Origin of the sequence: Nocardia vermiculata NBRC 100427 (genome assembly GCF_001613265.1) — a bacterium.
GTDB lineage: Bacteria > Actinomycetota > Actinomycetes > Mycobacteriales > Mycobacteriaceae > Nocardia > Nocardia vermiculata.
The window spans coordinates 44,295-59,089 of record NZ_BDCA01000028.1 but is presented as its reverse complement, the minus strand read 5'-3'; the positions used below and the strand labels follow the sequence as shown (position 1 = coordinate 59,089).

6 protein-coding genes are annotated in these 14,795 nt (G+C 67.9%); 1 reads left to right on the top strand and 5 read right to left on the bottom strand.

Translation table 11 applies throughout. The features are described 5' to 3' along the window. Positions 1-55: 55 nt before the first annotated feature. From NV2_RS24150 to NV2_RS24130, 5 genes are all read right to left on the bottom strand, one after another. Complete coding sequence (locus NV2_RS24150) at positions 56-772, bottom strand: DUF8020 domain-containing protein (RefSeq protein ID WP_067878854.1); 717 nt, start codon at positions 770-772, stop codon at positions 56-58. Positions 773-835: 63 nt separating this feature from the next. Beyond that, positions 836-2,023, bottom strand: coding sequence for a fumarylacetoacetase (gene fahA / locus NV2_RS24145; protein WP_067878851.1), 1,188 nt, complete (start codon positions 2,021-2,023; stop codon positions 836-838). Beyond that, positions 2,020-3,225, bottom strand: a complete 1,206-nt coding sequence (locus tag NV2_RS24140; RefSeq protein ID WP_067878848.1) for a homogentisate 1,2-dioxygenase — start codon at positions 3,223-3,225, stop codon at positions 2,020-2,022. The genes fahA and NV2_RS24140 overlap by 4 nt, the downstream gene beginning before the upstream one ends. A 105-nt stretch (positions 3,226-3,330) precedes the next feature. Next, positions 3,331-12,192: a non-ribosomal peptide synthetase gene (locus NV2_RS24135; protein ID WP_067878845.1), complete on the bottom strand. Its 8,862-nt coding sequence runs from the start codon at positions 12,190-12,192 to the stop codon at positions 3,331-3,333. A gap of 474 nt (positions 12,193-12,666) precedes the next feature. Further along, positions 12,667-13,137, bottom strand: a complete 471-nt coding sequence (locus tag NV2_RS24130; RefSeq protein ID WP_210749505.1) for a hypothetical protein — start codon at positions 13,135-13,137, stop codon at positions 12,667-12,669. 263 nt (positions 13,138-13,400) lie between these two features. On the opposite strand from NV2_RS24130, the gene NV2_RS24125 reads away from it, so the two are divergent. Beyond that, on the top strand, positions 13,401-14,738 hold the full coding sequence (locus NV2_RS24125) for an NsdA family TPR-like regulatory protein (protein ID WP_084475362.1): 1,338 nt from the start codon (positions 13,401-13,403) through the stop codon (positions 14,736-14,738). Positions 14,739-14,795 lie beyond the last annotated feature (57 nt).

The following is a 14,795-nucleotide window of genomic DNA, read 5'->3' as shown; positions in this document are numbered from 1 at the left end:
GACCCACGGTGGCGCCCGAGCTCGCACCGCATCGCTGCGGACCGCGAAACGGCACCTACTTGTCGTACTTCTTGTCGTCCTTGTCGTCGGCCCACTTGGTGGTGCCCGGCGCGGCCGACAGCGTGCCGATCACATCGAAAGCGGTGATGGCCAAGGCGGGACCACCGACGAGAATGGTGCCCAGCACACCACCGATGCCGGCGCCCGCGACCGCGGCCGGTAGGCAGGTCACACCGAAGATCGGCAAACCCAGCAGGCAGCCGGTGATACCGCCGGCGATCACACCGACCACGGTGCCGAGGAAGGTGCCGATGGCGGTGGCGATACCGAAGTTGGTCTTGAAGTCCGACAACGCCCGAGCGTTTTCCATCGCCGAGGCCACCGGCTTCACGGCGATCGGCTCACCGGCCGCCGCCTGGACCGCTGCGGCTCGGTCCGCCTCGTCGAAGGTGCGCTCGGGCGTCAGCTTCAGCATCGCGCCGTCGTGCTCGATCGCCGAGGTCAGCGGTATCTTCACCCCGGCGAATTCGAATTCGGCCGGGAGCGAGACCACGGTCGCACCGCGCGAATCGGCGATGTCGTAGGACTTGTGATCGTCCGACAGCCGGAAGGTGCCACCTTGCAGGTTGGTCACCACGGTCTTGTCGACGAGTTTCACGGAATATCGGATCGGCGCGGGAGCGGCGGCCGGATCGGCATGGACGACGGTCATACCGGCGGTCATCGCACCGATGACCAGTGCGGATACGGCGGCGAGACGCTGGAACTTCATCCCGCAATCTTAAACAGTCGCGTGTCACAAATGCGCCTGAATTTGAAGATCGATCGTTCCGAATCATGGTTCGCCGGTTGCGGGCAGGATCCGGGTGCGGACCTCACCGAAACCGATCCGGGTGCCGTGTGGTCCGGGGGCGGTCGCCGAGATCGCGATCTCGTCACCGTCTTCGACAAAGGTACGGTGTGCGTCTCCGATCCGGACCGGTTTCGCGCCACCCCAGGTCATTTCGATGAAGGCGCCGCGCTGCCGCACCCCCGGCCCGGAGACAGTGCCCGAGCCCAGCAGGTCCCCGGTGCGGGTCGCGGCGCCGTTCACGGTGAGGTGGGCGAGCATTTGCGCCGGTGACCAGTACATCTGCGCGTACGGCGGCCGGCTCACGAGCTGACCGTTCCACTCCACCTCGAGCTCGATGTCCAGGCCCCACTGCTGCTCGCCCCGCAGATACGGCAATGGTTCGGGGCACTGGAGCGGCGTGGCGATGCGGGCGGCGTCGAGCGCGGCGAGTGGTACGACCCAGGGGGAAACGGAGGTGGCGAAGGACTTGCCGAGGTTCGGGCCGAGCGGCACATACTCCCATGCCTGGATGTCGCGGGCGGACCAGTCGTTGAGGACAACCGCACCGAAGCAGTGGTCGGCGAATTCGTCGGGACCGATCCGCGCTCCCATCGCGGAGCCGACACCGACGACGAAACCGAGCTCGGCCTCGATGTCGAGGCGAACAGTCGGCCCGAACACGGGCGCGGCATCGTTCGGTCCCTTGCGCTGCCCGCAGGGACGCACCACATCGACTCCGGATACGACGACCGTCCCGGATCGCCCGTGATATCCGACGGGCAGATGCTTCCAGTTCGGCAGTAGCGGTTCGGGGTTCTGCGGCCGGAACAGGCGTCCGAGATTCGCGGCGTGGTGCTCGGAGGCATAGAAGTCGACGTAATCGGCGACCTCGATCGGCAGGTGCAGCCGCACCTCCGGCACCGGAAACACCGCGTCGTCGGCGACCCCGCGGCGCACGAGTTCGACCAGGGCCGAACGGGTCTCGTCCCAGCGGGGCCGTCCCTGCGCCATGAAGGCGTTGAGCGACGGCGCGGCGAATACGTCATCGCCCGGGAAGATCCGGCTCAGATCGACGACCGAGTCGCCGACCCGCACGCCCACCCGGGGTGCACTGTCCGGGGTGGAGAAGACGCCGTAGGGAAGGTTGTCGACCCCGAACAGCGAGCCCGCCGGGATGGGGATACTACTCACGGGCGCACGCCTCGGTTGCGATGCCAACTTCCGGCGTAACTCGGGTCCTCACAGGCGAAGGCCGCGGCACCGAGTTCGAGCGGACGAAACGTGTCGATCATGACGGCGAGTTCGTCGAAGGCTTCGACCCCGATGCTGCGCTCGTACGCGCCGGGCTGCGGTCCGTGCGCGTGGCCGCCGGGATGGACCGAGACCGAGCCCGGGCCGATACCGGCCCCTTTACGCGCCTCGTAGTCTCCGCCGCAGTAGAACATGATCTCGTCGGAGTCGACGTTCGAATGGTAATAGGGCACCGGGATCGACAGCGGGTGGTAGTCGACCTTGCGCGGCACGAAGTTACAGAGGACGAAGTTGTCCGCCTCGAACACCTGGTGCACCGGCGGCGGCTGATGGACCCGGCCGGTGAGGGGCTCGAAATCGTGCACGGAGAACCGGTACGGGTAGAGGCAGCCGTCCCAGCCGACCACATCGAACGGGTGCGTGGGCACGGTGTACCGGGTGCCGACGATGCCGGCCGAGGTCCGATGCTTGACCAGTATCTCTGCCTCGGTGTCGTCGTCGAGTCGGACGAGGTCGGTTGGTCCGTGCAGGTCACGCTCGCAGTACGGCGAGTTCTCCAGGAACTGACCGAACCGCGACCGGTACCGCTGCGGTGCCACGATGTGACTGTTCGCCTCGACGACGTAGCCGCGCAACGGCTCGCCACCCGCGGGGAGCCAGCGGTGCGTGGTGGCCATCGGCAACAGCACATAATCGCCCGCGCCGACCTCGAGGGTGCCGAAGACGGTTTCCACCGTGGCGGCACCGGATTCGAGATAGACGATCTCGTCGCCGACCGCATTGCGGTAGAGCGGTGACTCCCGCAGCGCGACCACATAGCTGATCCGTACGTCCGCATTGCCGAGCACCAGCCGGCGACCGGTCACGACATCGGTCTGCCCCCACACCTGTTCCGGGAACAGCTCGTGCAACTTCAGATGCCGGGGGCGCAGCGGGTGATTCGGGCTGGTCGTCTGATCGGGCAGCGTCCATACGGTCGCGTCCACGATCGCGGACGGGATGTGGCGGTGGTAGAGCAGCGACGAGTCGGAGGAGAATCCCTCCGCGCCCATCAGTTCCTCGTAATACAGGGTGCCGTGCTCGTCGCGGTGCTGGGTGTGGCGCTTCGGCGGAATGTCGCCGAGCCGGCGGTAGAACGCCATGATTCAGCTCCTCGCAGGTCCGCAGGTCGCTCGGAGTGTGCACACACCCCGACCTCCATGGTGCGCCTGCGGACCCGCCGATGCCGGTAACCGGGCCGGTTCCGGCTACCGCAGCACCTCCCGCAGCAGTGCGCCGAGGGTGTCCACCACACCGGGGTCGAGCATGCCGGAGTGCGTCGACGGCAGGTGGTGCTCGGTGACGGTGCCGCTCACGTAGTCGAACCATTCGGACGGGCCGTCACCGTCGGGCTCGGGCTCCAGTTCCGGGGTCACATAGACGAGGTCACCGTCGAAGATGCCGGGCCGGTAGTCGCGTTCGATCGAGGCGACGGCCGCCAGGTACATCCGGCGCACCTGATCCGGCGTCAGCGAGACCATCTCCCGCGGCACGAAATCGAGGAGCAGCGCGAACTGCTCGTCGCTCAGTGCGGCCAGTTCGTCGTCGGCGCCGAGTTCGATACCGACCTCACGCAACGTGTCGGTGAGGAAGGCCCGGAACCGGGCCGGATCGGTGCGCCTGGTGCTGTCGAGCATCACCAGTGTCGGCACCGATTCACCTTCGGCCTGCAACCGGGTGGCGATGGCGTGGGCGAATACACCACCTCGCGACCACCCGAGCAGCTGGTACGGGCCGTGCGGTTGTACCTGGCGAATCGCGGCCACATACCGGGTGACCAGTTCTTCGACGGTGCCCGCGGGTGTGTCCGGCTCACTGATCACCGGCGACTGCAATCCGTAGAGCGGCCGGTCCGGGACCTGTTCGGTCAGCGCCGCATAACTCCAGGACAGGCCGATCATCGGATGCACGCACAGCAGCGGCGACGCGCTCCCCTCGGTTCGCAGCGGTAGCAGCACCCCCAGACCGTCACCGTCGGTATCCGGCCCGGCGGCGTCGATCAGCTGCTCGGCCAGCCCCGCCACGGTGGGTGCGGCGAAGATCCACTGCACCCGTGGCCGGATCCGCAGCCGCTCACCCAGCAGTGTCAGCACGCGGCCGGCGATCAGGCTGGTGCCGCCCAACTCGAAGAAGTTGTCTCCCAGCCCGACTCGCTCGACACCCAGCACCTCGCCGAACACCTCGGCGACCGCCCGCTGCACCGCGGTGACGGGCTCCTGGTAGACCGCGGCCTCGAACACCGGTGCGGGGAGCGCCTTTCGATCCAGCTTGCCGTTCGCGGTCAGTGGCATCGCCGCCAGCTCCATGATCGTGGCGGGAACCATCGCGGCGGGCAGCCGGGCGGACAGGTGTGCACGCAGCGCTTCCACATCCAGCTCGGCACCGGCCACGGCAGGCACCGCATAGGCCACCAACCGATCGCCGGCCTGCGCATCCGAACGCACCACCGCGACCGCCCGCTGCACCGACTCGTGGCCGGCGAGTACGGACTCGACCTCCCCCAGCTCGATCCGGACGCCACGCAGCTTCACCTGGAAGTCGGTGCGGCCGAGATAGGTGAGCTGCCCGTCGGCGCCCCGCCGCACCAGATCACCGGTGCGATACATCCGGGAACCGTTGGCCGCATACGGGTTCGCCACGAACGCCGCCGCGGTCGAATCAGCGCGGCCCAGATATCCGCGGGCCGCCTGAGCACCGGCCAGATACAGCTCGCCGGGGACACCCACCGGAACCGGATGCAGGCGTGAGTCCAGTACCCAGGCCTCGGTGCCGGTCACCGGACGACCGATCGGCACCGCGCCCGCGACATCGGTGCCGACCCTGGCGTGGGTGGCGTGCACCGTGAACTCCGTCGGACCGTACAGGTTGAACAACTCGGCGGTCCCGACCCGGCGGAACGCCGCGACGGTATCGGCAGTGAGCGCCTCACCCGCCACCAGCACCGACCGCAACGACGCGATCGCTGCGGGGGCGACACTGCCGGCGAACACCGTCAGCATGGAGGGCACGAACGACGTCATCGTGACCTGCTCGGCAGATATCACTTCCGCGAGATACTGCGGGTCGCGATGCCCGTCGGGTGCGGCGACGATCATTCGGGCACCGACCGCGAGTGGCCCGAACAGCTCCCACACCGACACATCGAATGTCGCCGGCGTCTTGAACAACACGACGTCGTCGGCATCGATACCGTATTCGCCGGTGAGCCAGCGGATCTGATCGTGCACCGCCGCATGCGGTACCACGACCCCCTTGGGGCGTCCGGTCGAACCGGAGGTGAACAGCACGTAGGCGGTATTCGACGACCGCAGCGGTGCCACCCGCTCCGCGTCGGTCAGCGGTCCGCCCGGGTTGTCCTGCGGGCCGGTCGAATCGAGCTCCGCGAGGGGCACGATCGGCACGCCACCGACCGGGAACTCACCGGCCGTGTCGATGAGCACGCATGCCGGAGCCGCGGTCTCGAGTATGTAGCGGATGCGCTCGGCGGGCTGGTCGAGGTCCAGCGGGACGTATCCGGCACCCGCCTCGAGGACCGCATAGGCGGCCACCACGAAATCCAGCGACCGCTGCATGCCCAGCGCCACCAGGCGTTCAGCACCAATGCCCCGGGCCACGAGACCACGGGCCGAGCGGTGGACACGCGTCGCGAGCTCGGCATAGGTCAGCTGCTGCCCGGTCACGTGGTCCACCACCGCCACCGCATCGGGATCGGTCGCCACCCGAGCGTGGAACAGATCGAGCACGGTGCCCTGATCACCGCGTACCTGGTCCGGCCCACGCAGCACCGTTGCCTGCCGTTCACCGTCGGTGCGGACGTCGATATCCCCGACTACCCGATGCGGATCGGCGCCGACGGCAGCGAGAATGCGCTCGTAGCGTCCGGCCAGCGCGACCATGGTGCCGTGGTCGAACAGGTCGGTGGCGTAGGTCAATTCGCCGATGATGCCGACCGGGTCGCCGGCAGCGTCGAACTGTTCGGTCAACGTGAGTGACAGGTCGAACGGAGACACCCCGGTGTCGGCGGGCAACAGTTCGATCGACAGGCCGTCCAGATCCAGTCGCGGCTGTTGCTGATTCTGCAGGACCAGCATGTTCTGGAACAGCGGGCTGTGCGCCTGCGTCCGGGGCGGATCCAGGATCTCGACCAGCCGCTCGAACGGGAGGTCGGCATGGTCGAAGGCCGCGAGGTCGGTCCCGGTCACCGCGGTCAGCAGATCGGCGAACGACGCATCGGGTGCCACCGCGGCGCGCAGTACGAGCGTGTTGACGAACATGCCGACCAGATCGTCGAGTTCGGCCGCACCACGCCCCGCGATCGGGGTGCCCACCACCACGTCCTCGGTCCCCGACAGCCGCGCCAACAACACCGCGAAAGCGGCGTGCACGACGGCGAACGTGGTCGAATGCCGCTCGGCAGCCAGTGTTTTCACATCGCGATGCGATTCCGGCGACAACACGAACCGGTGCACGGCCCCACCCTGAGATGCCACCGCCGGCCGTGGCCGGTCGGCGGGCAGCTCGAGCTGGTCCGGAATTCCGGCCAGCGCCTCGGTCCAGTAGGCGATCTGGCGGGCAGCGAGGCTGTCCGGATCGTCCTCGTCGCCGAGCACCTCCCGCTGCCACAGCGTGTAATCGGCGTACTGCACGGGCAGCGGCGCCCACGTGGGCGTGTCCCCGGTGGCCCGGGCCGCGTAACGCAGCGCCAGGTCGCGCGCCAACGGCCCCATCGAGTAGCCGTCCGCGTTGATGTGATGCACGACCAGCACCAGCACATGGTCGTCGGGTGCGAGACGCAGCAGTGCGGTGCGCAGTGGCACCTCCGCCGTCACATCGAAACCGGCGCCGGCGATCTCGGCGATCCGTGTCGGCACCTGCTCGGGCTCGACGTTCTCGGGCTCCAGCGTCAACGGCACCCGAGCCGCGGCGACGATATCCTGATACGGGCCCTCGGCACCGGAGGGATACCGGGTTCGCAACGCCTCGTGCCGGTCCAGCACATCCACGGCTGCGGCGGCCAATGCCGCACCGTCCATCGTCCCACTCAATCGCACCGCCAACGGGATGCTGTAGGCGGCCGATCCGGGAGCCAACCGGTTCAGGAACCACATCCGCCGTTGCGCGAAGGACAGTGGAAGATGTTGCGGCCGAGTGATCGTCGCCAATTGCGGCCGGACCGGTGCGGGCACCGTGCAGTCGGCCCGGGCACCCAGCAAGGCAGCCGTCGGCGCCTCGAACAGGTCCCGCACTCCGAATCCGGTGCCCTGCGCGGCGTTCACCCGCGCCACTACCCGCATCCCGATCAGCGAGTTGCCGCCCAGCTCGAAGAAGTCGTCGTCCGCCCCGACCTGCTCGACACCGAGCAACTCCGCGAACACCGCGGTGATCGTGTGTTCGGCCGCCGTGACGGGCGCACGGTATCGCGGAGTCCCGATGGCCGCCTCGATCACCGGCAGCGCCCGGCGGTCCAGTTTGCCGCTCGGGGTGAGCGGAAGCCGCTCCAGCACCACGATATGATGCGGAATCATGTACTCCGGCAGTGTTTTACGTGCCCGCTCGATCAGGTCGAGGGTATCGATCGTGGCACCCGTCTCGGGCACCACATAGGCGGCGAGCAACTCGCCCGTCCGCTCCGGTCGCTGCACGGTGACCACCGCGCGCGCCACCGCCGGGTGACGCACCAGCGCCGCCTCGATCTCGCCGAGTTCGATCCGCAGGCCACGCAGTTTCACCTGGAAATCGGTGCGGCCCAGGAACTCCAGGGTGCCATCGCGGCGCATCCGCACCAGATCACCGGTCCGGTACCTGCGGGCCCCCGGCCTGCCGGACGGGTCGGCGACGAATCGTGCCGCCGTCTGCGCGCTCGCACCCTCGTATCCTCGCGCCAGCTGCACGCCGGACAGATACAGCTCTCCCGGTACCCCTGGTGGCACCGGATGCAATCGCGAATCCAGCACGGCAGCACCGGTATTGCGGATCGGTCGACCGATCGGCACCCGCCCGTCCACAACACCGGCACATCGGAACACCGTCGATGTCACGGTGGCCTCGGTCGGCCCGTAGGTGTTGTCCACCACGGCGGGATGCCGCTGCCGTACCCGGTCCAGTAGGCCGACCGGCAATTCCTCGCCACCGAGTGAGAAGTATCGAAGCGCGTCCGGGAATTCCGTTGCCTCGTCATCGAGCAGCAGCGCCAGCATCGACGGAACGAACTCGACCATCGCCACCCGGTACCGGTGCATGGTGTCCACCAGATAGGCCGGGTCCAGATGACCGTCGTGCGGAGCGATGACCAACCGCGCACCGACCGCCAACGGCAGCAACAACTCCCACACCGAGGCATCGAACGTCACCGGCGTCTTGTGCAACAGGGTGTCGGCCGGGCCGAGATCGTACTGTTCACGCATCCACGCGAGCTGATTCACGACCGAGCGGTGGGTGACCACCACTCCCTTCGGCCGGCCGGTGGACCCCGAGGTGAACAGCGTGTACGCGGCATTCGACGGTCGCAGCGGGCGCCGCCGTTCCGCATCGGTCACCGGTTCGGGCGAGTACCGCGAGAGGTCGAGTTCGTCGCACCGCACCGCATCACCGGAGGTCGTCGAGTCACCCGTGGTCAGCACGGCGGCGGGCCGCACCACATCGAGGATGTAGTCGGTGCGCTGCGCAGGATGATCGGGATCGAGCGGCACGTACGCACCACCGGCGACCAGCACCGCGTAGATCGCTGCCAGCATGTCCGGGGACCGCCGCATCGCGACCGCCACCCGCACCTCCGGGCCGACGCCGAGCGACAGCAGATGTCGCGCCAGCCGATTCACCCAGCCGGCGAATTCACCGTAGCTCCAATGCTGTTCACCGAAGACCACGGCGGGTGCATGCGGTGTCCGCGACACCTGAGCGAGAAAGCCGTCCAGCACGGTGCCGGATGTGGGCTGCGGTCCGGCCAGCGCGGCCAGCAGGGCATGTTCGTCCGCGGTGAGCAGTGCGATATCGCCGACGGCGACCGTCTCGTCGCGGCCGATCTCGCTCGCAATCGCGACGAAACGACGTGCCATCGCGGCCACGGTGGCGTGGTCGAACAGGTCTGTGGCGTAATCGATCACCCCGGCCACCTGCCCGTCGGGCTGTTCGGTGAGCGTCACCGAGAGATCGAGTTTGGCGACAGCGACATCGAGCTGCAACTGCTCGATCGACACCTGCGGCAGGTCGATCCGCGGCTGCTCGAAGTTCTGCAGCATCAACAACACCTGGAACAGCGGCGCCCGGTTGCTGCCGCGCCGGACCAGGTCCACCACCCGATCTATGTTGAGTTCCGCGTGCTCCATCGCGGCCAGATCGGTCTCGCGGACGCCGTCCAGGAATGCGCCGAACGGTTGAGCGCCGTCGACGTCCGTGCGCAGCACGAGCGTGTTGCCGAACATGCCCACCACGTCGTCGAGTTCGGCGGCGCCACGTCCGGAGATCTGTGTCCCGATCGCGATATCGGCACTGCCCGACAGCCGGGCCAGCAGCACGGCCAACGCCGCGTGTACCACCATGAACAGCGAGGCGTCGTGCTCATCGGCGACTCGGCGCAGACCCGCGGTGACCTCGGCGTTCAGCTCGAAGTCGACGGTGGCACCCCGGCCGGACCAGACAGGGGGGCGGGGGCGGTCCAGCGGCAACTCCAGTCCGTCGGGGACTGCCGCCAACTGCTGCTGCCAATACCGGGCCTGGGTCGCGGCGAGCGAATCCTCGTCCGTCTCGGGCCCCAGCACCTCACGTTCCCACAGCACGTAGTCCGCGTAGGTGACCGTCAACGGGCGCCACTCGGGAGCGGCGCCGGTAGTCCTGGCCTGATAGGCCGCCACCACGTCACGGGCCAACGGCGCGAAGGAGGTGCCGTCGCAGGCGATGTGGTGCATCACCAGGGCGAGGACGTACTCGTTGTCGGCCGGCTGGAACAGGCTCGCCCGTACCGGCAGGTCCGAGCGGAGATCGAACCCGGCGGCGGCGATGGCCGTGAGGCGTTCCGGGATCTGTTCGGCAGCAACGGTTTCCACGACCAGTTCGGGCATGGCGTCGGGGACCGGCAGGACCACCTGGACCGGTTCACCGTCGTGATCGGAATACAGCGTGCGCAGCGGCTCGTGCCGCTCGATCACATCCGCTACCGCCGCCCGCAACGCCTGCACATCGACCGCACCGGTCAGGCGCAGCGCGAACGGGATGTTGTATGCCGCCGAGGCGGTGTCGAACTGGTTGGTCAACCACAACCGCTGCTGTGCCGCCGAGACCGGCATCGGGTCCGGCCGCGACCGTGCGATCAGCCGTGGTCGTTCCGCCACCGTCAGCCGGCTCATCGCGTCCGCCAGCTCGGCCACGGTATCGGCGGTGAAGAAGGTGCGTGGCGGCACCCGCACTCCGAGTTCACCGCCGATCCACGCGGCGGCGCGCACCGCCAGCAGTGAATTGCCGCCCAACGCGAAGAAGTCGTCGTCGAGGCCGACCCGCTCGAGACCGAGCAGTCCCGCAATCGCCGTTGCGACGACCTGTTCGGTGCCTGTCTCCGGTGCACGGTACTCCTGTACCTCCAGTGGCGGTTCCGGTAGCGCCGTGCGATCGAGCTTGCCGACCGGAGTCAGCGGAAGTTGCTCCAGCAGCATGATCACCGGCGGCACCATGTGGACCGGCAGCGTGCGCGCCGCGAACTCGCGCAATTGTTCCGGGTCCGGCGCGGCACCCGGTTCGGGCACCACATAGCCGACCAGCAGCGTTTCGCCCGACGGCATCCGGCGGCCGATGGTGACCGCGAAGTGAATCTCCGGATGGGCGACCAAAGCACTGTCGATCTCGCCGAGTTCGATTCGGAAACCACGGATCTTGACCTGGAAATCGTTGCGGCCCAGATATTCCCACAGGCCGTCCGCTGTGGTGCGGGCGAGATCTCCGGTGCGGTACATGCGGCTGCCCGGCGGGCCGTACGGGTCCGCGACGAACCGGTCCGCGCTCAGATCCGGTCGGCGCAGATATCCGCGCGCCAGCCCCGGCCCGGCCAGATACAGTTCGCCGTCCTGTCCCGGCGCCGTCTGCGCCAGCCGGTCGTCCAGAATCCGCGAGGTCATGCCCCGGACCGGACGGCCGATGGTGACCGGCGCGCCCGGGGCCAGCGGGTCGCCGACATGGGTGACGATCGTGGCCTCGGTGGGCCCGTAGGTGTTGTAGAACTCGCGGCGGCCGCCGGGAATCTCGGTCGCCCACCGGGTGACCAGCTCGGGTGGGCACGCCTCGCCGATCACGCCGATCACACGCAACTCGTCCAGGCCGGTGGGGTCGACCGTGGTGAGCGCGGCGGGGGTCATCGTGACATGGGTGACCCGCTCCCGCCGCAGCAGTTCGGCGAGCTCGGCGCCGCCGAATACGTCGGCGGGGGCGATCACCATCGTCGCGGCTGCACCGAAGGCGAGCAGGAATTCACCGACCGACACGTCGAAACTGGGCGACGCGATGTGCAGGGTGCGCGACCGATCCGTCACGGCGAACTGGTCACGTTGTTCGACACAGTAATTCGCGAGCCCGGCATGGGTGACGACGACGCCCTTCGGCCGCCCGGTCGACCCGGAGGTGTACATGACGTACGCCGGATGCGCACCGTGCAGCCGCCGCACCCGATCCGCGAAGTTCACCGGTTCGGCCGACCAGTGCGACAAGTCCGCCTCGAACTGGTCGGTGTCGACGGTCAGCCAATCCGGCTCCCCGGCCATACTTTCCGCACTGCCGGTGACGGTCAGTCCCAATACGGCCCGGGAGTCGGAGAGCAGGTAGGCGATCCGGTCGCTCGGGTATCGCGGATCCACCGGCACGAACGCGGCACCGGTCTTGGTCACCGCCCAGGCCGCCGCCACCGACCAGCGCGACCGCGGAATCCCCACCGCGACCATATCTTCCGGACCGATCCCGCGATCGATCAGCAACCGCGCCACCCGGGACGACCACCGATCGAGCTCGCGATAGGTCATCGACACCGCGCCGTCGACCACGGCCACGCCGTCCGGATTCTGCGCTGCGGCCGCCGACAGCAGAGTGGGCAAGGTCCGGACGGGCGCCGTTCGGGACGGGCGCGCGCGGCGGGGACTCCTTCGGCCCGAGCGCGCGCTATCCGGATTTTCGCCAAAGGACACTACAACTCCTGCCAAACATATGGACGGCACCGACCATCTACCGTCTACATCTCCAGCGAGAGCGGCGAGGCCACAGAACCTTCCTTACTATCATCTGTCGGCCGGACTCCCGGAAATGAGGACAACATCTCCCACTGACCGGAAACACCTTGCGAACCCGGGCACAGGTAGGGAGCATGCGCCGTCGCGGGCGCACGCCGCTGTGTGCTCCGATGGCCGACCATGACAGCCGTTCTACCGGAATCGGCGAGTACCCGCCGAACCCTCAGGCAGCGTCGGGGCGCGGGGTCACACCGGGAGGCCGTACGGTCCCGAATCCGGGCCCGCCCCCGACAGGCATCGAGGCGGACCCGGTCCGGCGGCAGCGAGGACCGGTCTGCGGGTTCAGTCCTCGCCACCCCTTCCCACCGCCAGCGCCGTCGTAACGACCCTCGATAGTGGTGGAAGTTCCCGGCCCGGCGCGGGCGCCACGATCCAGTGACAGCCTTCGCGGGTCCGGCGACCCAGGCCGGTGGGCATCATGATTTCGCCACCGGGCGACGGAATGCCGATCTTCAGGCGGCTCAGCAACTCCGAGACCTGTGCACCCGGCCGGATATCGGGAGCGACCAGGAAGCTCCAGCGCGCCCGGCGGGCCAGGACCGGACCACAGGCACCGTGCTCGGTGAGCGACCGGTACACCGATTCCGACTGTTCGGTGGGCACATTCAGCACACCTACGGTGCCGGTAATCGGCAGCGTGACGAATCCACCACGCTGAATACATGTCAGACCAGCTCGATGGCGGTAGAACATCACCCAGTCGTCGGCGGTCCTGAGCTTCTCGACATTCACGGCTTCACTGCCCCACGGCATTCGGCGTCACTGCCCCAATGGCATTCACGTTTCAAGGGTCCCGCCGCTGTGCGGTCCTGGAAATGCCCCCACACGCGCTCTTCACTGCCCTTTCACTGCCCCTGTGGCCGGGACCAGCGCCTTTCCCGATACCAGCTCGATTTCGGTTGTGGCTGCGATCACGGTCCGCTCGTACTCTGGAGAACAGTTCGCGCGGAAGGGATGACATCGTGGTCAGGCAGTGGTCAGGTAGAGAAGCCCGCGCCCTTCGCGATGCCAAAAGGATGAGCATCAGGGAATTCGCGGCCCATTTGGGTGTCCACGAACGCCTGGTGTCCAAATGGGAGGCCGGGGGCGCGAAAGTGCATCCCCGGCCGGTCAACCAGGCCGCGCTGGACACGTCACTCGCCAGGTCCGACGACGTCGTGCGGGCACGGTTCGCGGTCATGATCGATCAACCCGTCATCGATCGGCCGGAACCGGATTCAGAGGTGCGCTACCACCATTCGGCGCACAGCAAGTATTCGAGCGACGCTGAACTCTTGGCACTCGTAGACGCCGGTGCGATGCGAGGTGATGCGTTGGCCGAAATTTCGGAGAGGGATCTCATCATGGCGGCTGCCCACGAAGCCAGCGAGCACGCCGGTCGCGCCGAGGCAAGTAATGTCGGCGCCTCCGCATTGGAACAACTCGACGCCGATGCCACCCGCATCGCCAGGGAATACGTTCACGTGCCGCCGGTTCCGATGATGGTCGAGATGCTGCGGGTGCGCCGGCGCGTATATCGCCTGCTCGAGGGGCAGCAGAAGCCCGCGGATACCAGCCATCTGTATCTGCTGGCAGGAACGTTGTCGGGCCTGCTGGCCAATGCCAGTACCGATCTCGGCCATCTGGATGCCGCGGGCGAACAGGCGCGTGCTGCCTGGGCCTATGCGGAGTTATGCGGGCACAACGGTTTACGGGCGTGGACCCGGGGTATGCAGGCGCTGATCGAATACTGGTCCGAACATCCGCGGCACGCGGTGGAGCTGGCACAGAACGGGCATCTCTATGCGGATTCGGTGACGGCCAAGGTGCGGCTGCACAATATCGAGGCGCGTATCTGGTCCAAGCTGGGCAGCGCCACCGACGCCGCGCGCTGCATCGAGGCCGCACATACCGCCCGCGCCGAATCGGGCACCGATGTCCTGCACGACGAGACCGGTGGTGTCTTCGGCTTCCCGGAGGCCAAGAGCCACTACTACGCCGGTGCCACCTATATCCATCTGGGCCAGGCCGAATCGGCGCTCGCCGAGACCGCCCGCACCATCGAGTTGTACAGCGCCGGCCCGGTGGAACAGCGTTCCTACGGCGCCGAGGCGCTGGCCCGGGTCGACAACGCGGCCGCTCAGCTCATCAACGGCAGCCTCGACGGCGCCGGGGACGCCCTGCGCCCGGTGCTCGAGCTCTCCGAGAATTGGCGGATCGCACAGCTCGGGGAGCGGCTGACGGGTCTGCGGCGCCGCATCGCCACGCCGCGATTCCAGGGTGCGGTCGAAGCCCGCCACCTCGACGAGCGGATCGAGGAATTCTGCGGAACCACCGCCTCGACCGGCATGCTGCCCGGCCCCGGCCCCGCCTGAGCTGGTGTGACGGCCGCAACTTCGCAGCAAGGACGGTATGGGCCACGAATATCGTCT

What these genes read in the sequence shown, in the direction of transcription:
- NV2_RS24140 (WP_067878848.1), bottom strand. Translation starts at nt 3,225, where the DNA reads ATGGCGTTCTACCGCCGGCTCGGCGACATTCCGCCGAAGCGCCACACC.
- NV2_RS24150 (WP_067878854.1), bottom strand. Translation starts at nt 772, where the DNA reads ATGAAGTTCCAGCGTCTCGCCGCCGTATCCGCACTGGTCATCGGTGCG.
- NV2_RS24130 (WP_210749505.1), bottom strand. Translation starts at nt 13,137, where the DNA reads ATGCCGTGGGGCAGTGAAGCCGTGAATGTCGAGAAGCTCAGGACCGCC.
- NV2_RS24125 (WP_084475362.1), top strand. Translation starts at nt 13,401, where the DNA reads ATGAGCATCAGGGAATTCGCGGCCCATTTGGGTGTCCACGAACGCCTG.